The 26,394-nt window shown below is 72.5% G+C and carries 23 protein-coding genes, 2 pseudogenes and 1 riboswitch; of the genes and pseudogenes, 12 read left to right on the top strand and 13 right to left on the bottom strand.

Annotated features, from left to right (window positions below):
- Window positions 1-7: 7 nt before the first annotated feature.
- From ACLJOK_RS28080 to ACLJOK_RS28070, 3 genes are all read right to left on the bottom strand, one after another.
- Entirely contained in the window at window positions 8-1,015 is a 1,008-nt protein-coding gene (locus tag ACLJOK_RS28080) for an anion permease (RefSeq protein ID WP_410822200.1), read from the bottom strand.
- Between the two features lie 10 nt (window positions 1,016-1,025).
- A complete protein-coding gene (locus ACLJOK_RS28075; protein ID WP_053655020.1) occupies window positions 1,026-1,652 on the bottom strand; it encodes a DUF47 domain-containing protein in 627 nt (208 codons plus the stop codon).
- A 128-nt stretch (window positions 1,653-1,780) separates the two neighbouring features.
- Window positions 1,781-2,722, bottom strand: a complete 942-nt coding sequence (locus ACLJOK_RS28070) for a PPK2 family polyphosphate kinase (RefSeq protein ID WP_410821633.1) — start codon at window positions 2,720-2,722, stop codon at window positions 1,781-1,783.
- A gap of 181 nt (window positions 2,723-2,903) precedes the next feature.
- Here ACLJOK_RS28070 and sigJ point away from each other — a divergent pair, with 181 nt between their 5' ends.
- Window positions 2,904-3,869, top strand: coding sequence for an RNA polymerase sigma factor SigJ (gene sigJ, locus ACLJOK_RS28065; RefSeq protein WP_410821632.1), 966 nt, complete (start codon window positions 2,904-2,906; stop codon window positions 3,867-3,869).
- A 25-nt stretch (window positions 3,870-3,894) separates the two neighbouring features.
- Here the strand turns inward: sigJ and ACLJOK_RS28060 are convergent, their stop codons facing one another.
- Complete coding sequence (locus ACLJOK_RS28060; protein ID WP_410821631.1) at window positions 3,895-4,401, bottom strand: DUF402 domain-containing protein; 507 nt, start codon at window positions 4,399-4,401, stop codon at window positions 3,895-3,897.
- Between the two features lie 103 nt (window positions 4,402-4,504).
- Between ACLJOK_RS28060 and ACLJOK_RS28055 the strand changes: the two are divergent.
- Window positions 4,505-5,902 (top strand): annotated as a pseudogene (locus ACLJOK_RS28055) (ATP-dependent DNA helicase); the annotation flags it as partial.
- 111 nt (window positions 5,903-6,013) lie between these two features.
- Window positions 6,014-6,709, top strand: a pseudogene (locus ACLJOK_RS28050) (ATP-dependent DNA helicase); the annotation flags it as partial.
- A 4-nt stretch (window positions 6,710-6,713) separates the two neighbouring features.
- Here ACLJOK_RS28050 and ACLJOK_RS28045 read toward each other — a convergent pair.
- On the bottom strand, window positions 6,714-8,024 hold the full coding sequence (locus tag ACLJOK_RS28045; protein WP_410821630.1) for an AI-2E family transporter: 1,311 nt from the start codon (window positions 8,022-8,024) through the stop codon (window positions 6,714-6,716).
- 160 nt (window positions 8,025-8,184) lie between these two features.
- On the opposite strand from ACLJOK_RS28045, the gene ACLJOK_RS28040 reads away from it, so the two are divergent.
- Both ACLJOK_RS28040 and ACLJOK_RS28035 read left to right on the top strand, forming a co-directional pair.
- On the top strand, window positions 8,185-8,523 hold the full coding sequence (locus ACLJOK_RS28040; RefSeq protein ID WP_091402887.1) for a GroES family chaperonin: 339 nt from the start codon (window positions 8,185-8,187) through the stop codon (window positions 8,521-8,523).
- 93 nt (window positions 8,524-8,616) lie between these two features.
- Window positions 8,617-8,784 (top strand): hypothetical protein, encoded by a 168-nt coding sequence (locus ACLJOK_RS28035; protein ID WP_167362445.1) that lies wholly within the window; start codon window positions 8,617-8,619, stop codon window positions 8,782-8,784.
- A gap of 27 nt (window positions 8,785-8,811) precedes the next feature.
- Here ACLJOK_RS28035 and ACLJOK_RS28030 read toward each other — a convergent pair whose 3' ends face one another.
- Complete coding sequence (locus tag ACLJOK_RS28030; protein ID WP_410821629.1) at window positions 8,812-10,302, bottom strand: PrsW family intramembrane metalloprotease; 1,491 nt, start codon at window positions 10,300-10,302, stop codon at window positions 8,812-8,814.
- A 23-nt stretch (window positions 10,303-10,325) separates the two neighbouring features.
- A riboswitch (SAM riboswitch) is annotated at window positions 10,326-10,446 on the top strand.
- A gap of 46 nt (window positions 10,447-10,492) precedes the next feature.
- Between ACLJOK_RS28030 and ACLJOK_RS28025 the strand changes: the two genes are divergently transcribed.
- A complete protein-coding gene (locus ACLJOK_RS28025) occupies window positions 10,493-11,761 on the top strand; it encodes an aminotransferase class V-fold PLP-dependent enzyme (protein WP_410821628.1) in 1,269 nt (422 codons plus the stop codon).
- 9 nt (window positions 11,762-11,770) lie between these two features.
- On the opposite strand, the gene ACLJOK_RS28020 is transcribed toward ACLJOK_RS28025, so the two are convergent.
- A complete protein-coding gene (locus tag ACLJOK_RS28020; RefSeq protein WP_410821627.1) occupies window positions 11,771-13,006 on the bottom strand; it encodes an FUSC family protein in 1,236 nt (411 codons plus the stop codon).
- 106 nt (window positions 13,007-13,112) lie between these two features.
- Here ACLJOK_RS28020 and ACLJOK_RS28015 point away from each other — a divergent pair, with 106 nt between their 5' ends.
- Window positions 13,113-13,769 carry a metal-dependent phosphohydrolase gene (locus ACLJOK_RS28015; RefSeq protein ID WP_410821626.1) on the top strand — a complete coding sequence of 219 codons (657 nt, stop codon included), beginning with the start codon at window positions 13,113-13,115 and terminating at the stop codon, window positions 13,767-13,769.
- Here ACLJOK_RS28015 and ACLJOK_RS28010 read toward each other — a convergent pair.
- Window positions 13,741-14,025, bottom strand: coding sequence for a DUF4031 domain-containing protein (locus ACLJOK_RS28010; protein WP_410821625.1), 285 nt, complete (start codon window positions 14,023-14,025; stop codon window positions 13,741-13,743). The two genes, ACLJOK_RS28015 and ACLJOK_RS28010, sit on opposite strands and share 29 nt — an antisense overlap.
- A 68-nt stretch (window positions 14,026-14,093) precedes the next feature.
- Between ACLJOK_RS28010 and ACLJOK_RS28005 the strand changes: the two genes are divergently transcribed.
- Entirely contained in the window at window positions 14,094-15,494 is a 1,401-nt protein-coding gene (locus tag ACLJOK_RS28005; RefSeq protein WP_410821624.1) for an FAD-binding oxidoreductase, read from the top strand.
- 10 nt (window positions 15,495-15,504) lie between these two features.
- Here the strand turns inward: ACLJOK_RS28005 and ACLJOK_RS28000 are convergent, their stop codons facing one another.
- Together ACLJOK_RS28000 and ACLJOK_RS27995 are read right to left on the bottom strand one after the other, a co-directional pair.
- The gene (locus ACLJOK_RS28000) at window positions 15,505-16,041 is read right to left on the bottom strand and encodes a hypothetical protein (protein WP_410821623.1); all 537 of its coding nucleotides are present in this window, start codon (window positions 16,039-16,041) and stop codon (window positions 15,505-15,507) included.
- An 88-nt stretch (window positions 16,042-16,129) separates the two neighbouring features.
- Window positions 16,130-17,944, bottom strand: coding sequence for a glycerol-3-phosphate dehydrogenase/oxidase (locus ACLJOK_RS27995; RefSeq protein WP_410822199.1), 1,815 nt, complete (start codon window positions 17,942-17,944; stop codon window positions 16,130-16,132).
- Between the two features lie 116 nt (window positions 17,945-18,060).
- Here ACLJOK_RS27995 and ACLJOK_RS27990 point away from each other — a divergent pair, with 116 nt between their 5' ends.
- The 3 genes from ACLJOK_RS27990 to ACLJOK_RS27980 all read left to right on the top strand — a co-directional run bounded on the left by ACLJOK_RS27990 (window position 18,061) and on the right by ACLJOK_RS27980 (window position 21,930).
- The gene (locus ACLJOK_RS27990) at window positions 18,061-20,598 is read left to right on the top strand and encodes a S8 family serine peptidase (RefSeq protein ID WP_410821622.1); all 2,538 of its coding nucleotides are present in this window, start codon (window positions 18,061-18,063) and stop codon (window positions 20,596-20,598) included.
- Between the two features lie 69 nt (window positions 20,599-20,667).
- The gene (locus tag ACLJOK_RS27985; protein ID WP_410821621.1) at window positions 20,668-21,603 is read left to right on the top strand and encodes a GNAT family N-acetyltransferase; all 936 of its coding nucleotides are present in this window, start codon (window positions 20,668-20,670) and stop codon (window positions 21,601-21,603) included.
- 78 nt (window positions 21,604-21,681) lie between these two features.
- Window positions 21,682-21,930: a hypothetical protein gene (locus ACLJOK_RS27980; RefSeq protein ID WP_238676633.1), complete on the top strand. Its 249-nt coding sequence runs from the start codon at window positions 21,682-21,684 to the stop codon at window positions 21,928-21,930.
- 56 nt (window positions 21,931-21,986) lie between these two features.
- Here the strand turns inward: ACLJOK_RS27980 and groL are convergent, their stop codons facing one another.
- From groL to ACLJOK_RS27965, 3 genes are all read right to left on the bottom strand, one after another.
- On the bottom strand, window positions 21,987-23,609 hold the full coding sequence (gene groL, locus ACLJOK_RS27975) for a chaperonin GroEL (RefSeq protein WP_030490078.1): 1,623 nt from the start codon (window positions 23,607-23,609) through the stop codon (window positions 21,987-21,989).
- A gap of 273 nt (window positions 23,610-23,882) precedes the next feature.
- Window positions 23,883-25,046: a hypothetical protein gene (locus ACLJOK_RS27970; RefSeq protein WP_410821620.1), complete on the bottom strand. Its 1,164-nt coding sequence runs from the start codon at window positions 25,044-25,046 to the stop codon at window positions 23,883-23,885.
- 95 nt (window positions 25,047-25,141) lie between these two features.
- A complete protein-coding gene (locus ACLJOK_RS27965) occupies window positions 25,142-25,345 on the bottom strand; it encodes a cold-shock protein (protein ID WP_410821619.1) in 204 nt (67 codons plus the stop codon).
- 325 nt (window positions 25,346-25,670) lie between these two features.
- Here ACLJOK_RS27965 and ACLJOK_RS27960 point away from each other — a divergent pair, with 325 nt between their 5' ends.
- Window positions 25,671-26,201, top strand: a complete 531-nt coding sequence (locus ACLJOK_RS27960; protein ID WP_410821618.1) for a GNAT family N-acetyltransferase — start codon at window positions 25,671-25,673, stop codon at window positions 26,199-26,201.
- The last annotated feature ends 193 nt before the right edge of the window (window positions 26,202-26,394 follow it).

Below are 26,394 nucleotides of genomic sequence, written 5' to 3'. Positions count from 1 at the left end.
CGAAAACTCAGCCGAAGAGCGGCCGGACCAGCAGGTACGTGACGCACGCGATCAGCGCGGCGGCCGGGAACGTGATGATCCAGGCGAGCACGATGTTGCCGGCCACGTTCCAGCGGACCGCGGAGAGTCGCTTGGTCGCGCCCACACCCATGATCGCCGAGGTGATCGTGTGGGTGGTGGAGATCGGGGCCTTCAACACCAGGGCGTTGAAGTAGAGCACCGCGCTGGCGACGGTCTCGGCGGCGAAGCCCTCCGGCGGCCCCAGGTCGATGATCTTGCGACCGAGGGTCCGGATGATCCGCCAGCCGCCGGCGTACGTGCCGAGGGCCAGCATCGTCGCCGAGGTCCAGAACACCCAGCCTGGGATGTGCGTCTTGCTCTCCTGGAAACCACCGGTGTAGAGCGCCAGGACCACGATGCCCATGGTCTTGGCGGCGTCCTGCATGCCGTGGCCGACGGACATGGCGGCGGCCGAGGCGGTCTGCGCCCAGCGGAAGCCCCGGTTGAGCTTGCCCGGCTGCCCCTTGCGGAACAGCCACAGGATGGCCAGCATCAGCAGGTAACCGAGGGTGAGGCCGACGATCGGCGACAGCACCATCGGCAGCAGCACCTTCTCGCCGATGTTGACCCACTGCACGATGCCGCCGGTGGAGAGCAGGGTCGCGCCGACCAGGCCGCCGAAGAGCGCGTGCGAGGACGACGAGGGCAGCCCGAAGTACCAGGTGATCAGGTTCCAGGCGATCGCCCCGAGCACCCCGGCGAAGACCACCCCCAGGCTGCTCACCCCGGTGGGGAGGGTGACCAGGTTGTCGCCGACGGTCTTGGCCACACCGGCGCCGAAGTGGGCGCCGACGAAGTTGCCGACCGCGGCGAGGCCGAGGGCGATCCGGGGTGTCAGCGCCCGGGTGGAGACGCTTGTCGCGATCGCGTTGGCGGCGTCGTGGAAGCCGTTGGTGTAGTCGAACGCCAGGGCTACCCCGATCACCGCCAGCACGGCGATGAGTTCGGGTGTCACAGTCACAGGATCAGGACTCCTTGACCGCGATGGTCTCGACGGTGTTGGCCACGTGCTCGAAGGCGTCGCAGGCGGCCTCCAGCTCGTCGGCGACCTCCTTCATCTTCAGCACCGTCAACGCGTCGTACTCACCGGAGAAGAGCCGGACGAGCAGCTGCCGGTTGATCCGGTCGCCCTCGTTCTCCAGCCGGTTGCACTCGATCCAGTAGTCCTCGAGGTCCTTCATCGACTTCAGCCGGGGCATCGCGTCGGCGGTCAGCTTGGCCTGCTGGTCGAGCACGTTGACCATCTCGTGCAGCTCGCGGGGCAGGGCCGGAAGCTCGGTCAGCCCGTACAGGTAGAGCAGGTCGCCGACCGCTTCCAGGTGGTCCATCACGTCGTCCAGCAGCGAGCCGAGCCGGTAGATGTCCTCCCGGTCGAACGGGGTGATGAAGGTCGAGTTGATCTTCTTGTACAGGTCGTGGGTGATCTGGTCGCTGTCGTGCTCGACCTCGGTCAGCCGCTCGCTGACGGACTGCACGTCCACGCCGGGCAGGGCCAGCTCGTTGAGCAGCGCGGTGCCCCGGACCAGGTTCTGCGCGGCCCTGGTGAAGAGCTCGTAGAAGGCGCCCTCGGTGGGGCGGAAGGAAAACTTCACAGCACAGACCTCGTCGCGTCGGTGGAAGGGTGGCGGCGCCCAACGGGTCCCCGCTCGGTGAATGCTAGGAAACGGCCGAACCGGGAATTCGCCGGCCCACCCCTGGCCAGGCGTCATTCACCGGTCGTTCACCTTCCGTTCATCTCGGCCGTCCCACCCGCACCCGCTCCCCCAGCCAGGAGCCGTTTCCGCTCCCGTGCAACATCGAAATCGGCAGCCGGATACCCGAGGTCGAGCGTGTCGAACGTCTCACGCAGCAGATGGGCCACCGCCCAGTCCCGGTACCACTTGCGGTCCGCCGGCACCACGAACCAGGGCGCGGCGTCCGTGCCACACCTGCTCAGGGCCTCGGCGTACGCGGCCTGATAGTCGTCCCAGTGCCCCCGCGAATCGATGTCGGAGGGGTTGTACTTCCAGTGCTTGCGCGGGTCGGTGAGCCGGTCCATGAGGCGCTTGCCCTGCTCGGCGTACGAGATGTGCAGCATCACCTTGATCAGGGTGACGGCGCCCTCGGTCAACTCCCGCTCGAACGAGTTGATCGCGTCATAGCGGGCTCGCCAGGTCGTCTCCGGCACCAGCGAGCCGACCCGGGCGATCAACACGTCCTCGTAGTGCGAGCGGTTGAACATCCCCACGTACCCCGGCGGCGGCAGCTCCCGGCGGATCCGCCAGAGGAAGTCGTGCCGCAGCTCCTGGCGGGTCGGCGGCCCGAACGAGCGGATGTGCAGGCCCAGCGGGTTCATCGCGCCGGCCACCCGCTTGATCGTGCCGTCCTTGCCGCCGCAGTCCATGGCCTGGAGCACCAGCAGCACCCGGTGCGCCGGCCGCTCCGACCCGGTCTTGGCCATCGCGAAGAGCATCTCCTGCTGCCGGCCCAACTCCTCGCCGACCAGTTCCACCTGCTCCCGCGCCCAGGTCTTGCGGTGCTCACCGCGGCCCGCGGGCTCCGGCAGGCCGGGCATGGACCGCGGGTCGATCGTGCCGAGATCAACCGGCGCGGTGACCCGCAGCAGTTCCCGCACGGAACCGCCGTCCGGTGCCACGATCTGCCCTTGCTGGGGTGCGCTCATGCACGGATCATCGCCCACCCACCGCCGTTCCGCCCGCCGAGAGCCACGGGGCCCGCTGATCGGCACCGACCGACCCGCGCCGACGGCAGGCACCGGTCCGCCGGGCCGTTTCGGGGCTGCCAGCGCGCCCGCTCGGCGGGAGGATGTAGGCCGGGACGCCGACCGGAAGGGGTGGTGGGTCGTGCGGGAACTGGCGACGGAGTTCGAGGCGGAGCGGGGCCGACTGCTCGCGGTGGGCCACCGGATGCTGGGCAGCCGCAGCGAGGCGGAGGACGCGGTGCAGGAGACCTGGCTGCGCTACGCCGGGGCACTGGCCGACCCGGCGGCCCGCGCCGAGATCCGTGACCTGTCCGCGTGGCTGACCACTACCTGCGCTCGGATCTGCCTGGACGTGCTCCGCTCGGCCCGGGTCCGCCGGGAGGCGTACCCCGGGCAGTGGCTGCCGGAGCCGGTGGTGAGCCCGTTGGGCGGCCGGCCGCCGGCGGACGGCTACGCGCCCGACCCGGCGGAGCGGGCTGTCCGCACCGACGAGGTCGGCACGGCGCTGCTGGTGGTGCTGGAGCGGCTCGCGCCGGAGCAACGGGTCGCCCTCGTGCTGCACGACGTGTTCGCGCTGCCGTTCGCCCGGGTCGCGGGGGTGCTCGGCACCACCGAGGTGGCGGCCCGGCAGCTCGCCTCCCGGGCCCGACGGGCGGTCACCGCGCCGGACGTCCCCCGGCACACCGCCGACCCGGTCGAGCAACGTCGGGTGCTCAAGGCGTTCGTCGCCGCCACCGAGTCCGGCGAGCTGGACCAACTCCTCCAGGTGCTCGCACCGGACGTGGTCTTCGTCGGCGACTCGGGCGGGCACTTCCCGGCAGCCCGTCGGCCGGTGCTCGGCGCGGACGCCGTGGCCCGCCTCGCGCTCGGCCTGTTCGGCCGGGCCGGCCGGTACGCCGACCGGGTGCTGGCTCGGCCCGTGCTCGTCGACGGCAATCTCGGCCTGCAACTGGAGACGTCGCACAGCGACGGGCGACCGATCCGCCTGGTCACCGCGTTCGCCGTCGACCAGGGCCGGATCACCGCCATCTACAACCAGCTCAACCCGGAGAAGCTGACCGACCTGCCGCCGCTGGACGCCGACGACGGCTGGCCGCCGCGCTGGTGAGCCGGCCCGACCCGGGCGTGCGGCCTCAGACCACCAGGGCCAACCACTTGCGGTACGCGGTGGCGAACGGCTCGGTGCCGTCGCCCAGGGCCCCCAACAACCGCTGTGCCGCGGCCTCGGCCTCGGCCACCACGTCGTCCGGGTAGCCGAACCGGGCCCGGTGCTCGGCGAACTCGTCCTCGTCGAGCAGCTCCACCAGGCCGGTGGCCCGACGCCGGACGACGTCCAGATCGAGGTCGATCAGGTGGACGGTGTCGTCGGACTCCCAGCGGGCCGGGGTCGCGATGTCGCAGTAGACCTCGCTGGTGCGGGGCGGGGGGTTGAACATGGCCGTCCACCAGGCGCGATGTGGCACCAGCAACACGAACGGGATCTTCTCCACCGAGGGCCGGCCGTGATAGATCGACTCGGTGCCCTCGGGCACGCCGAGCCAGACGCCGAGATCGTCCTCGGCGAGCCGGCGGGCCGGGTAGTCACGGTGGGCGCTGCCGTCGTACTTGCGGTAGATCACGCGGACCATGTCGCTCGGCATGATTCGCACCCTAACCGATACAGCCCAACGCGTCGTAGCGCGGCCGTAACCGGACGGGGTCGGCCGCAACGACCACCCCGGTCGGCATCGCGCCACGCGGCGGATGGGCGCTGTCGGTGTCGGCGGCGCCGGGTACCGTCGCACGGTGACTCCGCCCCGCACCGCCACCGGTTCCGCCACCCCGTCGGCTCGGGCCAAGGGCCGGCGGCGGGGCGCCCGGCCCAGTGGCACCGAGCTGCTGGCGGCGGCGGTCGGCGCGGTGCCCGGCGGCGCGGAGCGCCCCGGCCAACTACAGATGACCACCGCGATCGAGGAGTGCGTGGCCGGCGGCGAGCATCTGCTCGTGCAGGCGGGCACCGGCACCGGCAAGTCGCTCGCCTACCTCGCGCCGGCGCTCACTGTGGACGGCCCGGTGGTGGTCTCCACTGCCACCCTGGCGTTGCAGTCCCAGCTGGTCGACCACGACCTGCCCCGGCTCGCGGACGCGGTCGAGCCGGTGCTCGGCCGAAGGCCCACCTTCGCCGTGCTCAAGGGCCGCCACCACTACCTCTGCCTCGCCCGACTGGACAACTCCACCGAGGAGGAGCCGGAGGACACCCTCTTCGACGCCCCCGCGGCGCGCCCCGGCGGCGGGACGAAGTGGCTCGGTGAGGCGGGCCGGTTAGGCAAGCAGGTCGAGCGGCTGCGCGACTGGGCCGAGAAGACCGCCACCGGCGACCGGGACGAACTGGACCCAGGCGTCGACGACCAGGCCTGGCGGCTGGTGTCGATGCCGGCCCGCGAGTGCGTCGGCGCGACCCGTTGCCCGTTCGGGCAGGAGTGCTTCGCCGAGGCGTCGCGGGCCCGCGCCCGGGAGGCCGACATCGTGGTGACCAACCACAGCCTGCTCGCTGTCGACATGCTCGCGGACCGGCACATCGTGCCGCCGCACAAGCTGCTCATCGTCGACGAGGCGCACGAGCTGGCCGACCGGGTCTCCTCCGCCGCCCAGGCGGAGCTGGTGCCGGAGCTGATCGACCGGACCACTCGGCGGGCCCGTACGCTGCTGCGCCCGGAGACCGCCGAGGCACTCACCGCCGCCGGTGACGCCCTGGCGGTCGGGCTCGCCGAGGCGCCGGCCGGGCGGATCACGTCGGGGCTGCCGACGCCACTGCGGGAGGCGTGCACGCTGCTCGACGCGGCGACCCGCTCCGCCCTGGACGCGATCGGCGACGTCAAGTCCGACGACCCCGACCCGGTCCGCAAACAGCAGGCGAAGGCCGCCCTGGACGAGCTCTCCACCACCGCGCAGCGGCTGCTGGAGGAGGGCGACCACGACGTGGCCTGGGTGGAGAAGAACGACAGCGGCAACCGCCGGGCGCTGGTGGTCGCGCCGCTGTCGGTGGCCGGCACCCTCGCCACCCACCTCTACGACGAACGCACGGTCGTGGCCACCTCGGCGACCCTGGCGCTGGGCGGCCGGTTCGACACTGTCGCCCGCGCCCTCGGGCTCGACGCGCCACCGCCCGCCCCGCCGACCCCCGCCGCAGCAGCGCTGGCCGCTCGCACCGGGCCGGGCCGGCCGGCCGCCGAGGCACCGGGCCGTCGCCTCGCTGGCGACGTCACAGCTAACGCCGTCGTACCGGCCACCGAGGGCCCCGGGTGGCGGTCACTCGACGTCGGTTCGCCGTTCGACTACGCCCGGCAGGGCATCCTGTATGTCGCCGCGCACCTTCCCCGTCCCAGCGTCTCCGGGCTGCCCGAGGCTGCCGGAGAGGAGCTGCTCGGGCTGGTCGAGGCGCTCGGTGGTCGTACTCTCGGGCTCTTCTCCTCCCGGCGGGCCGCGCAGCAGGCGGCGGAGCTGGTGCGCGCGCGGACCGACCTGCCGGTGTTGCTCCAGGGCGAGGAGGCGCTGCCGCTGCTGGTCCGTCGCTTCCGCGAGGAGCGCGCCAGCTGCCTGTTCGGGGTGATGTCGCTCTGGCAGGGGGTGGATGTGCCGGGTGACGCCTGCCAGCTCGTCGTCATCGACCGGCTGCCCTTCCCCCGCCCGGACGAACCGTTGGCGGCGGCCCGCGCAGCGGCGGTGGACGCGGGCGGCGGCTCCGGCTTCGCGGCGGTCAGCGTGCCCATCGCGGCGGTAAGGCTGGCTCAGGGCGTGGGCCGGCTGATCCGGGCGACCGGCGACCGGGGCGTGGTCGCGGTGCTCGACTCCCGGCTGGAGACGGCCCGAGGCTACGGGCCGTTCCTGCGCCGCTCACTGCCCCCGTTCTGGTACACGACCCGCCCCGAGGTGGCCCGGGGCGCCCTGGAACGCCTGGCCAAGTCCTGACGCGCTAGGGGGCCTGGGCGGCGACGACCACGGCGTCGGGCGGGGTGTCCGGGACCCTTCGGGCGGCAAGCCGGCGGACCGCGGTGTTCAGCACCGCGATGAGCGGCACGGAGACCAGCGCGCCGGTGATGCCGGCGAGTACGACACCGGCGGCGATACCGATGATCACCGCGAGCGGGTGGAGAGCGACCGCCCGTCCCATGATCAGCGGTTGGAGGATGTGGCCCTCCACCTGCTGCACACCGATCACCGCTCCCAGGATGATCAACGCGGTGACCGGGCCACTGTCGACGAGGGCCACCAGCACCGCCACGCCGCCGGAGAGCGCCGCTCCGACGATCGGAATGAACGCGCCGAGGAAGACCAACGCGGCCAGCGGGAAGGCGAACGGCACGTCGAAGATGACCAGGAAGATGCCGATGCCGACAGCGTCGATGAAGGCGACCAGCACTGTCGCACGGACGTAGGCGCCGAGCGTGTGCCAGGAGGCGCGGCCCGCGTCGTCGACCTTCCACCGGGCGGCGACCGGCAGCAACCGGACCAGGAAGCGCCAGATCCGGCTGCCGTCGCGCAGGAAGAAGAACGTCGCGAAGAGCACCAGCAGCGTGCCGGTCAGCACCTCGGCCAGCGTGGCGGCGGTGCTCAGCGCGCCGCTGGTGAACTTCGAGGTGTTGTCGTTGATCCAGGCCTGCGCCTCGTCGATGTAGCGGTCGAGTTGGGTGTCGGAGAGATGCAGCGGGCCCGTCTTCAGCCAGTTCTGGATCTGCCGGACACCCTCCGACGACTTCTCGCTCAGCTCGGGCACACCGCGAATGAACTCGTTGACCACCAGCGTCAGCGTGCCGATCACCGCGGCCAGGCCGCCGACCAGCACCACCGCCGTTGCCAGCGACCGGGGGAACCGGACCCGCAGCAGCCAGCCCACCGCCGGCGCGAGCAGCGCGGAGAGCAGCAGCGCGATGGCCAGCGGAATGATCACGATCTTGATCGTGCCGACGATCCGCAGCAGCGCCCAGGCCACCACGCCGATCACGATCAGTCGCCAGCACCACGCGGCGGCGATCCGGAGACCGTGCGGAACGTCGGCGTCGTCCCGACTGGAGGTGGAGCTGTGCAGGTCCACCGGAGGTTCCGCACCGTAGACCGTGGCGCTGGGCGGCGCGGTCGGCCCCGGCACCGCCGGCGACGCCACCCGGGCCCCCTCCGACACGTCGCTCAACGCGTCACTCGAGGTGCCCTCGTCGGCGCGCGCCGACTCCTGTCGTGACTGGTAGGCGCGGCGAAGCCGCCCGCGTACCCGCTCGAAGCGGCTCAAGCGCACCTCCTGGCAGAGAAACCCGGCCCGCCCAGGGCGACAGGTCGGACAGCATACGTCCGTTCCCGACACCGTAGGGCAGTTCAGTCACACAATGCCCCGACCACCTCCGGGTTAACCACCGGCGGGCCACCATCGGCCACACGGTAGCGTCTGCGGCGTGACCGCCGACAACGATCTCGACGCCGGCCTGCCGATCCGCCTGCTGCACGACCGCGTGCTGGTGCGGATGGAGGGCAGCGAGGGCGAGCGCCGCTCCACCGCCGGCATCGTCATTCCGGCGACCGCCGCGGTCGGTAAGCGCCTCGCCTGGGCCACAGCGGTCGGGGTGGGGCCGAACGTCCGCGCCATCGTCTCCGGCGACCGGGTGCTCTTCGACCCGGACGAGCGCTCCGAGGTCGAGCTGCACGGCCGCGGTTACGTGCTGCTGCGGGAGCGGGACGTGCACGCCGTGGCCGCCGAGCGCATCGAGAACGACTCGACCGGCCTCTACCTCTGACGCACCTCCCCCGGCCACCAGGTCCCGTCGCGCACCGTTTGCCCAGCCGCACGACGGGAAGCCATCCGGCGACCGTGGCCCTGGGGAGGGACGATGCCGGTATTCGTGAAGAAGCTGTTGACCTGGGGCAGTGTCGCGTTCCTGATCTACTTCATGGCCTTTCGGCCGGACGGCGCCGCGCAGATGTTCCGAGGGATCGGGGCCGCGCTGATCGCGATGTTCCAGGGCCTCGGTGACTTTCTCACCTCGCTGCTGGCCTGAGCCGCATTGCCGACCAGCCCGCAGCTGTCACTGGTGCGTCGGTGGCCAGGGCGACGCCGGGCGCAGGCCGGGCCAGCCGGGCGGGGCGTACCCCACCGGAGCCGGGGCGGGAGCCAGCACCACCGGGATCGGCACCACCGGCTCGTCCGGCGCGTCCACAGCGCGCTGTGTGCCGTCCGGGAAACGCAGGTGGTAGCGGGTGCCGTCCCAGACCCCCGCCGGGGCCTGCGGGTCCCGACCCACGAAGAACGACCGGTACTCGGTGATCGCGTCCAGCAGCTCCCGTTCCTCGCGGGCGGTCCGCTCCTGGTCGGCGGGTTTGCGGTCCAGGCCGCGCAGCGCCCCGTCGCGCAGCAGGGCCAGCCGGGTGGCGGAGGACTGGTAACCCCGCATCGCCCGCACCCCGGCGTCACCGGCCACCCGCCGTGCCCAACTGCGGGCGGCGTGCCGTCGGCCGAGACTGCTCAGGGCGGCCACCTCGGGCGGGCTGAGCCAGCCGGCGCGGACGTAGTCGGGCAGGACCCGCTCGGTGAGCCGCCCCTCCCAGGCGCGCAACCACAGCGCCAGCCCCACGGTGCCGAAGAAGACCGGCACCATGAGGCCCAGGAAGCCGTACAGCATGATCATGGCCTCGCCGGTGGCCTGGGTCAGCGTGGGCAGCAGGTTCCACGTGCCGTGCAGCATCATCGCCAGCAGCAGGCCGGCGATCGGGGCGAGCACCCGGATGCGCCGGTCGGCGGTCCGGGAGGCGATACCCAGCCCCACACCGGTCATCGAGGTGAAGAGGGGATGAGCGAACCCGAACAGCAGGATCCGCAGGATGAAGATCGCGATGACCTGCTGGATGCCGGTGGCCGGGCCGTACCGGTCAGCGCCGGACGCGTACCCCAACCCGCCCAGGTAGAGGATGTTCTCCACCATCGCGAAGCCGACCGCGCTGAGCCCGCAGTAGACCAGGCCGTCGGTGATCCCGGACCATTCGCGGCGGCGGAACACCAGCAGCAGGATCGGGCCCAGCGCCTTGGTCAGCTCTTCGATGAACGGCGCCACCAGCACCCCGGTGAGGGCGGACGGCAGGCCCCAGTCGGCGAAGCGGTTGGCCGCGAAGTCGTTCACAGTGAGCGAGGCCGCGGTGGAGACGAACGCCCCCCAGGCGAAGCAGAAGATCAGATACTTCAGCGGCTCCGGTTCGTACCGGTCCAGCCAGAGGAAGCAGGCGACCAGCACCGGCACCGGCAGGATGGCGGCCACCACCCCGATCAGCAGGGCCTGCACACCGAGCGACTGGCCGAGCGTGAAGACCATGAAGACCGCGCACGCCGCGATCAACAGCACCACACCGGCCAGCGCCAGGAACCGCCGCCAGCCCAGTCGGCGCAGCGGCATCCGGGGCGTCTCACCCATGGGCGGGACGGCGGGCGCAGGCGGGGCGGCGGGCGACGGCGGCAGCGGTGAACCGGGCGGGGTGTCGGCCATGCGGTCAGCGTAGCCATCCGCCGCCGGCTGGTTCGGCCGCATCGGTAGCCGCTATGCTGCCGGCAGGTCACGAGTGCCAGCGTCAAGCCCCGGCTTGCTGGCCGGCAACCCTCGTCGAGTTCGCGGTGGGGTGCCCCGGGTGATGACCGGGCCCAGCCCGATCGGTGTGCTGGGCAAGCGCGGACCCCGTCCCGATGTCGCATCCGGGGTCCCTGACCCCGGAGGTTCCGGCGTGTCCGTCACTCTCGTCCCCAGCCTGCCCAGCCTGCCCACCGTGCCGTCGGCGCCGTCCGCGCCGCTCGACGTCCTCGGCGTGCCCGGCGAGATCAACCTGGACTACGCGGCCAGTGCGCCGTGCGCGCGGGCCGCGGCCGACGCAGTCGCCGAGTTGCTGCCCTGGTACGCCAGCGTGCATCGCGGAGCCGGAGCGCTGTCGCGGCGCTGCACCCTCGCGTACGAGCAGGCCCGGCAGACGATCGGCGACTTCTTCGGCGCTCGCGCCGATGATCATGTGATCTTCACCCGCAACACCACTGACGCGCTCAACCTGCTGGCGCGGGCCGTCCCGGCCGGCACGACTGTGGTCACCTTCGCCGGCGAACACCATGCCAACCTGCTGCCCTGGCCGCGCGGGTCGGTGCGACTGCCGGTGCCCAGCGACCCCGACGCGGCGGTACGCGATCTCGCCGCCGCCCTCACCGAGCTGCGCCGGGGCAGCAGCCCGGCGCTGCCGGTGCTGGTCGCGGTGACCGGTGCGAGCAACGTGACGGGTGAGCGGTGGCCGGTCGCCGAACTGGCGCGGGTGGCCCACCGGCACGGTGCCCGGATCGTGCTCGACGCGGCGCAGCTCGCCCCGCACGCCCCGGTCGACCTGCTCACGCTCGACGTCGACTACCTGGCCGTGTCCGGCCACAAGCTGTACGCGCCGTTCGGCGCGGGCGTGCTGATCGGCCGGGCCGACTGGCTGGACGCCGCGTCGCCGTACCTGGCCGGTGGCGGGGCCACCAGCCACGTCGGGCCGGCCACCCACGACGTGACCTGGGCGACCGGCCCGGCCCGACACGAGGGCGGCACCCCGAACCTGCTCGGCGCGGTTGCGCTGGCGGCGGTGTGCAAGGCGCTCGACGACGCGGACCAGTGTGCGCTGGCCGCCCACGAGCAGGCCCTGCTGACCCGGCTGCGGACCGGCCTCGCCGCCCTGCCGCACGTCATCGAGCTGCGCACCTTCGGCCCGGACGCGCCCCGGGTCGGCATCGTCTCGTTCGTGGTCGCCGGCTGGGACTCCACCGAGGTGGCCACGCGGCTGGCTGCCGAGCACCACATCGGCGTACGGGACGGGTTGTTCTGTGCCCACCCGCTGGCCCGGCGTCTGCTCAGCGAGGCGGCGGGGCGTACCGGCCGACGGGACCTGCCGCCCACCGCGCTGCGTGCCAGCATCGGGCTCGGCAGCACCGCCGCTCAGGTGGACCGGCTGCTCGCGGCGCTGGCCGAGCTGGGCTGAGGCCGGCGTTCAGCCGACCGGCGGGGCGGTGGGTGGCTTCGGTGTCTCGCCGGGCTCGGCGGGCTCACCGACCGGCCGCTCCTGCTCCCCGAAGGCGGTGCGGATCCACCGGTTCGCCTCCTCCTGCTCGATGCCGGAGGCGACCAGCAGATCGCTAGCGGTGGTGCGGATCTGGGCGACCACCACGCTGCCGGAGAAACCTACCCCGGCGCCGTACGCCCGGCCGGCCTCGCTGACCGCCCGCAGCGACCGCTCCCGGGCTTTCTCCGGCTCCTCACCGGCGGCGAACTCGTGCTTGAGCAGCCGGACCGACTCGGCGAGGTGGCCGATCGCGTCCGGCATCGGATCGGGCACCGGTTCCTCGTCCTCGACCAGCGTGACGGACCGGCGGATCAGAGTGCCGCTGTTGCGCATCGCCCTGTCGATCGGGTCGGCCGCCTCCGCGTAGTGGGTCAGTTCGTCGCGGCGGTGCCAGCGGGCCGGGGAGAGGGTGGCGGTCTCCTTGGCTCCCTCGATCGCCTCGCCCAACGTGGCCAACTCCTCCTTGTTGTCGCGCAGCCTCTCCAGTGCGCCCTGGATGGTGCCGCGGTCCCGGTTGCGCAGGCCGTCGGCGGTGGCGTCGAGTTGGGCGGCGAGCAGGTCCAGGGCGGGTCGGGCCGCCCGGTTGATCACTCGGAGTGGGTTCAGCGGCAGCAGCACCGCCGTGACCAGCAGCGCGATCCCACCGCCGAGGAACGCGTCGACGAAGCGGGGGATCTCCAGGTTCTGGGTCGACGGGCTCAGCGTCACGATCAGCACCGCCGTGGCCGCCGCCTGGATGACGATGGCAACACTCGCACCGGCGAAGATGGTGAGCAGGATGGCCACCGTGACCACGAGGCCGAGCTGCCATGCCCCGGTGCCGAGCAGGTAGATCAGGAGGTCGCCGACGGCCACCCCGACCCCCACCCCGACGATCAGCTCGATGGTCCGGCGGAACCGCTGGCCGACCGACGCGGCCAGGGTGCCGACCGCGGAGATCGGCGCGAAGACCGGTTGCGGGTTGCCGAGCACCTTGTGCGAGATCAGGTACGCGAGCCCGGCGGCCAGCCCGGCCTGCACGGCGAGCCCGCCGGCCATCCGTACCCGGTGCAGTCGGTCGTGCAGGGTGGCCCGGCCACGGTGGCGCAGCTGTTCGGTGGCCTCGGCGATCCGCGCGCCGTCGATGTCCACCAACCCGTCGCGCAGCGCAGTACGTCGCACCATCGGCTGTCGCTTGTCCCGGGCCACGGCCATGGGCGCGACTACCCGTGGTGGGCCCGCTGAACCCTCCCTTCCCGCGCGTCGCGGGCGGATGCGGCAGACTCGGGCGGTGGTTGATCTGTTGGACCGGTGGCGGGTGGCGGCCCGGGGTGCCGGCGCGAGGCCCGGCCCGGACACGACCCGGGCCGGTGAGCAGGTGATCGCCCGCTGGCGGGAGCCACACCGGCACTATCACACGCTGGCCCATCTGACGGCGGTGCTCGATGTGGTGGACCAGCACGCCGACCTGGCCGCTCGGGCCGACGTGGTCCGGCTGGCGGCCTGGTTCCACGACGCGGTCTACGACCCCCGGGCCGCTGGCGACGTCAACGAACGGAACAGCGCCGCGCTGGCCGAGAGCGTGCTCACCGGGCTCGGGGTGCCGACGCCCACGGTGGCCGAGGTGCGGCGGCTGGTGCTGCTCACCGCCGGGCACACAGTGACGCCGGGCGACCGGGACGGGGTGTTGCTGTGCGATGCGGACCTGGCGGTGCTGGCCGCGCCGCCGGCCCGCTACGAGCGTTACGCGGCGGCGATCCGCCAGGAGTACGCCCATGTGCCGGAGCCGGCCTTCCGGGCTGGCCGGGCCGCCGTGTTGACCGGCCTGCTGGCGCTGCCCGCGCTGTTCCGTTCGCCACCGCTGGCGAGCCGCTGGGAAGCGCCCGCCCGGGACAATGTGCGCCGCGAGCTGGCCGCACTCACCGGGGAGCCGGAGAACGCGGGCTGACCAGGTGCTTCGGCCGACGCAGGCCGGCGGCGCGGAGCAACCGGACCAGCTCCCGGCTCGGCACCACCTGGGCACCGAGCCACACCGCCGCCGCGAACCGGTCGGCCGGGATGTCGTAGTGGTCCCGGTCGAAGCCGCGCCCGGGCGCGCCGAGCGCCTCGGCGAAGGCGTGCAACTCGGCGTACGAGACGTCACTGATCAGGTGCGACCAGAGCCGACCGCGCCACGGCCAGGCCGGCCGGTCCAGGTAGAGCATGGTGCCCAAGTTATCCCGCCCAGTCGATCATGTTGATGATCGCCGGTCGGCGACCTAGCCTCGGCTGCATGGCCCCCACCGCGCTCCTCGACGACCTGCGCGCCGCGCTCGGTGACGACGCCGTGCTCACCGACCCGGACCTGCTGCGCATGCACCAGCGGGACGAGGCCGACCTGTGCGCGGCCGGCGTCCCGCTGGTGGTGACCCGCCCGCGCGACACCGAGCAGGTGGTCGCCGTGATCCAGGCGGCGGCGCGGCACGGCGTACCGGTGGTGCCGCAGGGCGCGAGGACCGGGCTGGCCGGCGCGGCGAACGCTGTGGACGGCGCTGTGGTGCTCAGCACCGTCGCGATGAACGAGATCCGGGAGATCGACCCGGTGAGCCGGGTCGCTGTGGTCCAGCCGGGCGTGGTCAACGCGGCGCTGGCCGGGGCGGTGGCCAAACAGGGCCTCTGGTACCCGCCGGACCCCGGCTCCTGGGAGTCCTCCACCATCGGCGGCAACGTGGCCACCAACGCCGGCGGCATGTGCTGTGTGAAGTACGGCGTGACCACCGAGTACGTGCTCGGCCTGGAGGTGGTGCTCGCCTCCGGCGAGGTGCTGCGGACCGGCCGGCGTACGGCCAAGGGGGTGGCCGGCTATGACCTGACCCGACTGTTCGTCGGTTCGGAGGGCACCCTCGGCGTGATCACCGAGGTGACAGTGGCGCTGCGCCCCGCCCCGGCCGACTCACTGACCCTGGTGGCGGTCTTCGGATCGACCGCCACGGCCGGCGCGGCGGTGGCCGAGATCGCGGCTCGCGGGCTCACCCCCAGCCTGCTGGAGATGCTGGACCAGACCCACCTGCGAGCGATCGAGGCGTACCAGCCGATGGGGTTGCGGACCGATGCGCAGGCCCTGTTGCTGGCCGCCGTCGACACCGGCTCCCGGGCGGCGGACGACCTGGCCGCGCTGGCCGAGGTGTGTGCGGCCGTCGGCGCCGACGAGGTCTACGCGGCCACCGACGCGGTGGAGGCGGCGGCGCTGCTCCAGGCTCGCCGGCTGGCCCACCCGGCCATGGAGAAGTTCGCGGCGGACACCTACCCGGGCGGCAACGGCGGTCTGGTGATCGACGACGTGGCGGTGCCGCGCGGCGCGCTCGCGGCGCTCCTGGACGGGGTCGCCCGGATCGCGGCCGAGTGTGAGGTGCCGATCGGCGTGGTCGGGCACGCCGGGGACGGCAACATGCACCCGAACATCGTGGTCGACCGGGCCGACCCGGCGAGCGTGGAGCGGGGTCGGCGGGCCTTCGACGAGATCATGCGGCTCGGCCTGGACCTGGGTGGCACGTGCACCGGCGAGCACGGGGTGGGGCTGCTCAAGCGGGACTGGCTGGCCCGGGAGATCGGGCCGGTCGGTGTCCGGGTGCATCAGGCGATCAAGTCGGCGCTCGACCCGGCCGGCCTGCTCAACCCGGGCAAGGTGCTCTGACCGGCTGCGGTCAGCCCTTGACCTCGGCCGGGGTCGCCTGGGTGAGCAGCAGCAGGATCTCCCCGGCGACCGGCGTGAGCTCCTCACCCGGGCAGTCCTGCGAGGTGATCAGCCCCGTCGAGGTGATGAGGCTGGACGTCAGCGCGTCGATGCAGGTGGTCCGGTACCGCCGGGCCTGGTCGGTCTCGTCGGCGAGCGCCGGGTTGGCGAGCAGCACCTGGAGCCGTTCGGTCAGCTCCGGTGCGAGGGTGCCCCGGGAGGTCACGCCGTCGCCGGCGCAGTCGACGCACTGCCACGCGCCGTTCCGCTCGACGCTCAGGGTGCGCATCGGCCCGTCCTCGCCGAGCCGCTGGAGCAGGCTGACCTGACCGGCGGCGACAGTGGTGGGGATCTCCAGCTGCGAGCCGCCACCCGCCGTGCCGGGGGTCGGCTGCGCCACCGGGGTGCTCGGCTTGTCTCCGTCGAAGAGCGAGCACCCGGTCAGGGCGCCGACGAGCGCGACGGCGAGCAGGGGTGAGAGCAGACGAGGGCGCGCGCGGCGTAGCACGCGCGGAAACCTACCCCACCGTAGGTAGCGTTCGAAACCACCATCCGGGCCGGTATCGATGGTTACCCATCGGTAACGTCGCAATTCGTCATCGAGCGGACGGGCGCAGCTCCGCCTGATCGTCGTCGCCCCGGTCGGCCGCGTAACCCCGCACGTCCGGAGCGCCGAGCCGGGCCGCGTCCGCCGCCGCGTCGTCCGGCATCAACTGGGACTGCCGCTCCGCCTCCACCCGGGTCCGGTAGTGCTCGACCTCGCGCGCCCGGGTGGCCGCGTCCCACCCGAGCACCGCGCCCATCAACTCGGCGGTGTGCTCCGCCGACTCCAGCCCTCGGTGGCTGGTCTCGAACGAGATCCGGGTCCGCCGGGTCAGCACGTCCTCCAGGTGCAGCGCGCCCTCGGCCCGCGCCGCGTAGGCGACCTCCGCCGCCAGATACTCCGGAGCACCGGCCAGCGGAGACGCCAGCAGAGGATCGGCGTCGACCAGCGCCAGCAGGTCCAGGGTCAGAGTGCCGAACCGCTCCAGCAGATGCTCCACAACGCCCACCGGCACGCCGTGCCGGCGCGCCAGGTCGGCCCGGTCCCGCCACATCGCCGGGTACCCGTCGGCACCGAGCAGCGGCAGATCGGCGGTACGCGACGAGCGGGCGCCACCGAGCCGGCGAGCGGCCCGATCGACCACGTCGGACGCCATCACCCGGTACGTCGTGTACTTGCCGCCAGCGACCAGCAGCAGCCCGAGCATCGGCTCGAAGACCGCGTGCTCACGCGAGAGCTTCGAGGTCGAGTCGGCCTCGCCGGCCAGCAGCGGCCTCAGCCCGGCATACACCCCCTCGATGTCGGCGGTGGTCAGTGGCCGTTCCAGCACGGTGTTGACCTGCTGGAGGAGGTAGTCGATGTCGCGGGCCGAGGCGGCCGGGTGGGAACGGTCCAGCCGCCAGTCGGTGTCAGTGGTGCCGATGATCCAGTGCCCGCCCCACGGGATGACGAAGAGCACCGAACTCGCCGTACGCAGGATGAGCCCCGTCTCGCCGGTGATCGCCGAGCGGGGCACCACCAGGTGCACCCCCTTGGAGGCGCGCACCCGGACGCCGGGGCGCAGGCCCACGTCGTTGAGCATTCGGGACATGTCGTCGCTCCACACGCCGGTGGCGGCGATGACGGTGCGGGCCTGCACCTCGAACTCCGCGTCCGGCGAGCCGGGCGGCGCCTCCAGGTCCCGGACGCGGACGCCGGTCACCTCGCGCGCCTGCCGGATCAACCCGACGGCGCGGGCACTGCTCACCACAGTGGCGCCGAGGCTGGCCGCGGTGCGGGCCAGGGTGACCACCAGCCGGGCGTCGTCGACCTGCCCGTCGTAGTAGCGGATCGCCCCGGCCAGCGCGTCGGCCCGCAGACTCGGGAAGATCCGCCGGGCGCCCTCCCGGGTCAGGTGACGGTGCAGGGGCATGCCCCGACCACCACCGAAGACCCCGGCGAAGACGTCGTACGCGGCCACCCCGGCGCCGTAGTACGAGCGGCGGAAGACCCGGGCCGGCAGGTCCCGCAGACCCCGCCCGGCCGGCAGCGGCACCATGATCGGCACCGGGCGTACCAGGTGTGGCGCGAGCCGGGTGGCCAGCAGGCCGCGCTCGGTGAGCGCCTCGTGGACCAGGTGGAACTCCAACTGCTCCAGGTAGCGCAGGCCACCGTGGATGAGTTTGCTGGACCGGCTCGAGGTCCCGGCAGCAAGGTCACGCGCCTCGACCAGCGCCACCTTCAGGCCTCGGGACGCCGCGTCCAGAGCGGCACCGGCTCCGGTCACCCCGCCCCCGATGACCAGCACGTCGAAGCGCTCGGCACGCAGTCGACGCAGGTCGGACGCACGGCGGACCGGTGAGAGCTGACCGGCGACGGATCGGGAGATATTGGGGTCGCGCACCCGTCCACCGTAACCGCCGAGCCACGGTGTCGACATTCGCCGCCCGCCCGGGAACCCGACGCTCGGGTCGAAACCCTTCGTCGTAGTCGTAAGGTTCTCGGATGCACGGTCAACCTGCGCAACCCGGTTCCAGCGACAGCAGTTCCCCGTGGCCGGTCGTCGCGGCCGTGCTGGTCGGCTGCTGGACGGTTGCGATCACAGTGGGCACCCAGACCGGTGGCTGGCTCACCGACCAGGTGCTGCTGGGCTTCGGACGGGACCGGCTCGGCTGGCTCTGGCCGGTGCTCGGCCTGGCCACCGTCGTGCTGGCCGGCACGCCCGCCCTGCTGCTGGCCGTCCTGCCCCGGTCGGCCGCGGTCCGGGCCACCGGGCGGGCCTGGCTGATCGGAGCACTCGCGCTCGGCGTGCTCACACTGCTGCGGGTCGTGCCGCTGGTGCATCACGAGGCTTACCTCGCCGCGCTGGCCGGTGCCGCCCTGCTCGGCGCGCTCGCCGTGCGCTGGTCGGCACGCCGGTGGGCGTACCCCGGGCTGGTTGGCCCGGTCGGCGGCCCGGCACCCACCGGCGACGCCGACACCACGCGGCCCGAGGCCACCGGAGACGACGACACCACGCCGCCCGCAGCCACCGGACAAGGCGACACCACGCGGCGGAGGTCGCTCGGTTTCGGCCCGGTGCCGCTGCTCGCGCTCGCCGCCGGGTTGGCGCTGCTGCTGCCGTGGGCCTGGCTGGGCGCGCTCGGCGGTCTCCTGGAGACCGCGCTCGCGCTGCTGGCGGCCGCCGCGCTCGGGGTGCTGGCCGCGACTCTGCTGGACGCCCTCTTCTGGGCCCCGTTCGCGGTTGGGCGACCGCCCCGACCGGCTCGGCTGGTGCTGGTCGGCGGCATGGTCGCCGGGGTGGCGCTGCTGCTGCTCGCGGCCGGGACCGGCCAGTCCGGCGCGCAGCTGCCCGCCCTGCTGACAGTGCCGCCGGTGGGTTTCGCGCTGGCCGCGCTCTGGGCCGCGACCTGGCGGCCCACCGCCGACCCGGCCGAGGCCACCCGCGCCGGCCGAACAGCGACCGGCTGGCTCGTGGGCCTGGCCGCGCTCGGCCCGCTGGCCTTCACCGACCCGGAAGAGATCAGCCTGCTGCTGGTCGGCACCCGGGACATCCCGTTCTGGGTGGCGGCCGCCGCCGGCGTCGGGCTCGCCGTCGCGGTCCTGGTCGCCATCGGGTACGCGGTGCTGCTCGCCCGCCCGACGGCGCGCACCCCGAACAGGCGGTTCGCCGCGGTGGCGGCCGTGGTGCTGCTGGTGACGTTCGGCGTTGTCGACCTCGGCCCCGGCCAGCCGGGCCTGTACGGCGAGCGGCTGTTCGTGGTGCTGCGCGCGCAGGCCGACCTGAGCGATCTTCCGGCCGCCGCGCCGGGTCGGGCCGGGCGCGACGCCCGCGCGGCGGAGGTCTACCGGCGGCTCGTGACGACCGCCGAGCAGAGCCAGGGCGACCTGCTCCGGGGGTTGAACCGGCTGCGCCTCGACCCGGTGTCGTACTACCTGGTCAACGCGGTCGAGGTGGACGGCGGCCCGGCGGTGCGGGCCTGGCTCGCCCGCCGGCCGGAGGTGGCACGGGTGCTGGTCAGCCAACGCCTGCGCCCGCTGCCGGCCCCGGCCGGGCAGAGCCGGGGCACCGCGCCCACGCCCACCGGCCCGCAGCGGAACATCCTCCAGATCGGCGCCGACCGGGTGTGGTCCCAACTCGGTGTCACCGGCACGGGCATCGTGGTCGGCAGCTCCGACTCGGGGGTGGACGGCGGCCATCCGGCGCTGCGAGCCGGGTTCCGTGGTGGGGACGACTCCTGGTACGACCCGTGGGACGACACCCGGAGCCCGACCGACCAGGGCGGACACGGCACCCACACGGTGGGCAGCGCGGTCGGGCGGGACGGCATCGGGGTGGCACCGGACGCGCAGTGGGTGGGCTGCGTCAACCTGGACCGCAACCTCGGCAGCCCCGCGCACTACCTGGACTGCCTCCAGTTCATGTTGGCGCCCTTTCCGGCCGGCGGCGACCCGTTCACCGACGGCCGTCCGGAGCGCGCCCCGCAGGTGCTGACCAACTCGTGGGGCTGCCCGCCCATCGAGGGTTGCGACCAGCGCGTCCTGCGGCCGGCCACCGCAGCCCTGGACGCCGCCGGGATCTTCGTGGTCGCCGCGGCCGGCAACACCGGCCCGTGGTGCGCGTCGATCGACGACCCGCCGGCCCCGTACCCAGACGTGCTGACAGTGGGCGCTGTGGACGCCCAGCGGCGGGTCGCCGAGTTCTCCTCGCGCGGGCCGGTGCCGGGTGGCTCGGGTAAACCGGACGTGCTGGCGCCGGGGGTGGGTGTGGTCTCGGCCATGCCGGGCGGCACGTACGCCGCGCTGGACGGCACGTCGATGGCGACCCCGCAGGTGGCCGGGGTGGTCGCGCTGATGTGGTCGGCGAACCCGGCGCTGGTCGGCGACGTGACCCGGACCCGGCAGATCCTTCGGGACACCGCCACCGCGGCGACGCCCACCTATCGCTCCGACAGCCCCTCCGACGCCTGCGGCTCCCCGTCGAACGTCACCGGCGCCGGGCAGGTCGACGCCTACGCAGCGGTTCGCGCCGCCCAGCAATAGGCAGGTTTCCTTCCTGAAGTGCTGAGCCGGGGGTGCGACTCGACACCCGGTGATCTAGGGTCGGCGACCATGAACGCCGAGATCACCGTCACCGAGCTGACCGCCGACCTGGTCCCCAGCGTCGTACAGCTCTGCCAGCAGGCTCTCGACCTGCCCGAGGACGCCGCCGAGGCGGCTGCCATCGTTGACGTGCTCTGGACCCGGGCCACCGCCGACCGGCCGGTGGTCGGGCTGGGCGCGTACCGGGGTGCGGACCTGATGGGGGTGCTGATCTGTTCGGTGTCGTCGACCGAGCCGGGGATCGGGCACGTGGACCTGGTAGCGGTCCTTGCGGAACAGCGGCGTCGGGGCGTCGGCCGGGCGCTGCTCCAGCGGGCCGAGCGGGTGCTCGCCGAGCGCGGGGCGACCGAGGTGCTGCTCGCCGGAAATCCGCCGTACTACGCGTGGCCGGGCATCGACGTCCGCTACACGCCGGCGGTCTGCGCCGCCCTCGCGCTCGGCTACCAGCAGGACCGGACCGCCTGGAACATGACAGCGGACCTGTCGTACGACGGGTCGCCGGCACTGCGGTCCACCGAGGCGACCGAGCGGCGGCTGGCCGACCAGGGCGTCACCGTGCGCCGGGCGGAGCCGGCGGACCTGCCGAGGCTGACCGAGTTCGCCCGGTCCACCTTCGGCGGGACGTGGGACGGCGAGTTGGCCGGGTCGGTGGGGCGTGCCGACGCCGGTTGCCACCTGGCGGAGCGGGACGGCGAGTTGCTCGGCTTCGCCGCGTACGGGTCGTCCCGGCCCAGTTGGTTCGGGCCGATGGGCACCGCGCCGGCCGCGGAGGGGTCGGGCATCGGCGGGGTGCTGTTGCGGCGCTGCCTGCGCGACCAGCGGGCGGCGGGGCTGGACCGGGCACAGATCGGCTGGGTAGGGCCAGTGCCGTTCTATTCGGGTAGCGCGAGTGCGTGGATCGAGCGGGTCTTCTTCCTGTACCGGCGAACCCTATCCGGGGCATAACCGGGGCAAACAGGACATTGATCCATTCGCCCGCACCGGCCATCGACGCCCCCTACCGTTTCGGTAGAGGAGGCAGCCATGACCACGGATGACAACCAGACCGAGGACGGCACGCCGATCACCTGGAAACCGGTGGGTGAACTCCCCGGCCAACTGCCGTTCGACCGGCTCGACTACGGCGACGCCGAGCAACTGGCCGAGATGACCACCGACGGTGAGCCGTCGGTGGTCGAGGAGCCGCAGGAGATGGTGGACGCGCCGATCCAACTGCTTCCGCCGTACAACCGGGCACATAAGCGGCGCAACCAGCGCCCACTACCGACCTGACGACGAACGGGGCGGACCGCGTCAGCGGCCCGCCCCGTTCGGTGTCGGAACTGGACTCAGAAGTCCATGTCCCCGCCACCCGGGCCAGCCGGGGCAGCCGGGGTCTTCTCCGGCTTGTCCGCGACAACGGCCTCGGTGGTGAGGAAGAGCGCCGCGATGGAAGCGGCGTTCTGCAGCGCCGAGCGCGTAACCTTGGCCGGGTCGATGATGCCCGCGGCCAGCAGGTCGACGTACTCGCCGTTGGCGGCGTTCAGACCGTGACCCGCTTCGAGGTTACGGACCTTCTCCACCACGACGCCGCCCTCAAGGCCGGCGTTGACGGCGATCTGCCGCAGCGGGGCGTCCAGCGCGACCTTGACGATGTTCGCACCGGTCGCCTCGTCGCCGACCAGGTCGAGCTTGTCGAAGGCGGTCTTGCCGGCCTGAACCAGCGCGACGCCACCACCCGGGACGATGCCCTCCTCGACGGCGGCCTTCGCGTTGCGAACGGCGTCCTCGATGCGGTGCTTGCGCTCCTTGAGCTCGACCTCGGTGGCCGCGCCGACCTTGATCACCGCAACGCCGCCGGCCAGCTTGGCCAGCCGCTCCTGCAGCTTCTCCCGGTCGTAGTCGGAGTCGCTCTTGTCGATCTCGGCCCGGATCTGGTTGACCCGACCCTGGATCTGCTCGGCGTCACCGGCACCGTCGACGATGGTGGTCTCGTCCTTGGTCACCACGACCTTGCGGGCGCGGCCCAGCATGTCGAGGCTGGCGGCGTCGAGCTTGAGGCCGACCTCCTCGCTGATGACCTGGCCACCGGCGAGGATGGCGATGTCGGTCAGCATGGCCTTGCGGCGGTCACCGAAGCCCGGCGCCTTGACGGCGACCGACTTGAAGGTGCCACGGACCTTGTTGACCACCAGGGTGGCGAGAGCCTCGCCCTCCAGGTCCTCGGCGATGATCAGCAGCGGCTTGCCCGACTGCATGACCTTCTCCAGGATCGGGAGCAGGTCCTTCACCGACGAGATCTTGCTGTTGGCGATCAGGATGTACGGGTCGTCGAAGACGGCCTCCATACGCTCCGGGTCGGTCATGAAGTAGGCCGAGATGTAGCCCTTGTCGAAGCGCATACCCTCGGTGAGCTCCAGCTCCAGCCCGAAGGTGTTGCTCTCCTCGACGGTGATGACGCCTTCCTTGCCGACCTTGTCCATCGCCTCGGCGATGATCTCGCCGACGGTGCTGTCGCCAGCGGAGATGGAGGCGGTGGAGGCGATCTGCTCCTTGGTCTCGACGTCCTTGGCGAGCTTGGACAGCTCCTCCGAGACGCTCGCGACAGCGGCCTCGATGCCCCGCTTCAGGGCCATCGGGTTGGCGCCAGCGGCCACGTTGCGCAGGCCCTCGCGAACCAGGGCCTGGGCCAGGACGGTCGCCGTCGTCGTGCCGTCACCGGCAACGTCGTCGGTCTTCTTGGCGACCTCCTTGACCAGCTCAGCGCCGATCTTCTCGTACGGGTCCTCGAGCTCGATCTCCTTGGCGATGCTCACACCATCGTTGGTGATGGTGGGGGCACCCCACTTCTTCTCGAGCACGACGTTGCGGCCCTTGGGGCCGAGGGTCACCTTTACGGCGTCGGCGAGCTGGTTCATGCCCCGCTCAAGGCCGCGGCGAGCCTCTTCGTCGAAAGCGATCATCTTGGCCATACGGCGTTGTCCTCCTGGACACTCACGGGCCACCCGAGTTTGTGTGCCCCGGATGGGCCGCCTGGTGTGCGCACCTTGGGACGTCGCCACCTGGCGACGACGACGTCCTTCGGCCGGGCCGGATAGCCCGCGACGACCGGCCATGTGCCGCCCCGGTGTCTCCACACCGGCGCAACCTGGCCCCACCGTCCCGACCGCTGGCACTCACGGTATGCGAGTGCCAATGACTTGTTTAGCACTCTCCCCTGCCGAGTGCAAGCACGATGGGGCCGCTCAGCCGAGTTCCGCAGCCAGCCCGGGAGTGTTCACCGGCCCCTCATGGGCGCGCTGCTCGGCGTACGTCACCAGCAGACCGATCATCTGAGCGAGGTGGGCCGGCAGGACCAGCACTGCGGTGATACCGATCACCACCACCGTCCCGGCGGCGGTACCCGCCGAGGAGAACGGATCCGTTCCGAACGCGGAGGTGCCAACCCCTTCCAGGCCACCGGGGATCAGGGTGCCGACGATCACCGCCGCGGCCACCAGGGCCACCCGACCGAGCAGCAGGCCGAGCCGGTCGTGGAACATCCGGAACGATCGACCGATCGGGTTGTGGCGTTCGAAGAGATAGACCGGGCCGGCCATGCTCAGCGCGAAGGCCAGGTAGATGCCCGGCAGCACGCAGAAACAGACACCGATGCCGATCAGCAGACTGACCAACAGGGTCCAGCCCCACAGCCCGAGCGCCCGACGCAGGCCGTAGCGCAGCGCGGACTCCAGGTCAGCCGGCTGACCGGCCGCCTGTCGGGTGATCACCCAGGTGCCGGCGGCCCACCCGACGGCCTGCACCAACCCGACCACCAGGCTGCCGCCGACCAGCAGGACCAGGAGGCTCAGCAGTTCGGCAGCGAAATTGTCCGGCAGCGCGGGGGTCGACGTCGATTCGGCCTGGGCGGCCCACTTCGCCGACGGGTCCAGCCCGAGGGAGATCACCGAGAGCACCGCCGCCGGCAGCACCTGGGTGAGCAGCATGATCGGCACCAACTGCCGCCAGCCCCGGCGCAGCGCTCCCCCACACCTGTTGAACCAGCCGCCGATGCCGGCACCGGGCGGTGTGACCAGGGCGTCGTTCGGGTCGAACCCGTAACCCGGCGGGTACCAGCCAACCGGCGCCCCCGGGTACCACGGCTGCCCGCCGTAGGGACCCGACCCGGGCGGGTAGCCCCCGGTAGGCGGGAACGCCCAGCCTTGCGGCGGCGGGGCCGCACCCCAGGCACCCTGCCCGGGATCCCAGCCGGGCGGCGGACCGGCGGGGCTGGAGGGCAGGCCAGCCGGGGGCGGGCTCGGCCCCCAGCCGGGCGGCGGACCGGCGTGGCCGGGGCTGCCGGCGGGCGAGGACGGGTCCGGCTCCCCCGACCCGGAGGACGGAGTGGGCGGGGGTGGCTGGTCGGTCATGAACGCTCCTCAGCATCGGCTGGAACGGTTCACGATCTTCCCGGCTGCGCGCCCCAGCCGCAGCCCCGACTCACGGGGCCGATCGGCCAGGAAGCTCAGTCGATGACGCGTACGCGCTCCGCCTGCGGGCCCTTCTGGCCCTGGGCGATCTCGAACTCGACCCGCTGACCGTCGTCCAACGCCTTGTAACCGTCCATCTCGATCGCGGAAAAGTGGACGAACACGTCCTGACCGCCGTCGACGGCGATGAAGCCGTAGCCCTTTTCGGCGTTGAACCACTTCACGGAGCCCTGTGCCACGGTGCACTTCCCTCACTCTGCGCGGCGTTGCCTGACTCGGCGCTCGGCACGGCCGGGCGCCCTCGACCACCGACTCAGCGATCGATGACCGCCATTGGAATAGGTGACCGAAATCGCACGCTACACGAGGAGTGACGGCCGCGCACGGCCGCAAATCGGACACAGTTCCGGGCGTCCCGGCCGCGCTGATCGGCCGGGTTCCCGAGCCACCGAATTCGCCAGCGTCATTGCGAAATGGAGGACGGGTCGAGGGGCGCTCCCGAGGTGACCGGGATCGGGCCCAGCTCCCGAAACGCCGTCCCTCCCCTGTGGTAGGCATGCGGACATGACCACCGACATGGGCTCGCCGGCCCTGCGGCTCGCGGAGATCCGCCGGGTCCGGCCGGAGGACGCCGCCCGGATGCGGGCGCTGCGCCTGGAGATGCTGGCCGACGCACCGTTGGCCTTCCTGGAGACCCTGGCGGACGCGGCGGCCCGACCGCACAACGAGTTCGCCGCCCGGGTCGCCTACACCTCGGCCGGTGCCACCAACGCGCAGTTCATCGCCGACCCGGGCGGCCGGCTGGTCGGGCACGCCGGTGGCACGACCCACCCGAACGAATCAGGGCTGACCGTGATCTACGCCGTGTACGTCACGCCGACCTGGCGCGGCAGTGGCCTGCTCGGCGAGCTGATCGACGGGGTGGCCGCCTGGTCGCGAGCCTGTGGCCGACCGGAGCTTCTGCTGGAGGTGGTGGTCGGCAACGACCGTGCCTACCGCGCGTACCAGCGCCTGGGCTTCAAGGACACCGGGGTACGAGTCCCCCACCCCACGATCCCCGCCCTGAACGAGCTACAGATGCGCAGAGCAGCCTAGAAGGGAACCTTTCCAGGGCAAGAGCCACGCTGATGCCCCTGAAAAGCCGGCAGCGATGCGACGAGCCTGCCCCGGAAACCCCACCGCAACTAAAGATCAAACATGACGCCGAGACTGCACGATCCGGAACCGGTTGGCGACGTACGCCCCGTCGGTCAGCGCCGAGTTGGCAGCAGCGTTGGCCCCACTGCCG

The sequence above is a fragment of the Micromonospora sp. 050-3 genome (assembly GCF_046549335.1).
GTDB lineage: Bacteria > Actinomycetota > Actinomycetes > Mycobacteriales > Micromonosporaceae > Micromonospora > Micromonospora trifolii.
Note: the sequence above shows the minus strand (reverse complement) of the source record. Positions and strands in the feature narration are given on the sequence as shown.

Excerpts from the sequence above, each read along its gene's own strand:
- ACLJOK_RS28070 (WP_410821633.1), bottom strand. The coding sequence starts at position 2,722 with ATGAGCGCACCCCAGCAAGGGCAGATCGTGGCACCGGACGGCGGTTCC.
- ACLJOK_RS28060 (WP_410821631.1), bottom strand. The coding sequence starts at position 4,401 with ATGCCGAGCGACATGGTCCGCGTGATCTACCGCAAGTACGACGGCAGC.
- ACLJOK_RS28035 (WP_167362445.1), top strand. The coding sequence starts at position 8,617 with ATGCCGGTATTCGTGAAGAAGCTGTTGACCTGGGGCAGTGTCGCGTTC.
- ACLJOK_RS28030 (WP_410821629.1), bottom strand. The coding sequence starts at position 10,302 with ATGCGGCCGAACCAGCCGGCGGCGGATGGCTACGCTGACCGCATGGCC.
- ACLJOK_RS28020 (WP_410821627.1), bottom strand. The coding sequence starts at position 13,006 with ATGGTGCGACGTACTGCGCTGCGCGACGGGTTGGTGGACATCGACGGC.
- ACLJOK_RS28010 (WP_410821625.1), bottom strand. The coding sequence starts at position 14,025 with ATGCTCTACCTGGACCGGCCGGCCTGGCCGTGGCGCGGTCGGCTCTGG.
- ACLJOK_RS28005 (WP_410821624.1), top strand. The coding sequence starts at position 14,094 with ATGGCCCCCACCGCGCTCCTCGACGACCTGCGCGCCGCGCTCGGTGAC.
- ACLJOK_RS27990 (WP_410821622.1), top strand. The coding sequence starts at position 18,061 with ATGCACGGTCAACCTGCGCAACCCGGTTCCAGCGACAGCAGTTCCCCG.
- ACLJOK_RS27985 (WP_410821621.1), top strand. The coding sequence starts at position 20,668 with ATGAACGCCGAGATCACCGTCACCGAGCTGACCGCCGACCTGGTCCCC.
- ACLJOK_RS27980 (WP_238676633.1), top strand. The coding sequence starts at position 21,682 with ATGACCACGGATGACAACCAGACCGAGGACGGCACGCCGATCACCTGG.
- groL (WP_030490078.1), bottom strand. The coding sequence starts at position 23,609 with ATGGCCAAGATGATCGCTTTCGACGAAGAGGCTCGCCGCGGCCTTGAG.
- ACLJOK_RS27970 (WP_410821620.1), bottom strand. The coding sequence starts at position 25,046 with ATGACCGACCAGCCACCCCCGCCCACTCCGTCCTCCGGGTCGGGGGAG.
- ACLJOK_RS27960 (WP_410821618.1), top strand. The coding sequence starts at position 25,671 with ATGACCACCGACATGGGCTCGCCGGCCCTGCGGCTCGCGGAGATCCGC.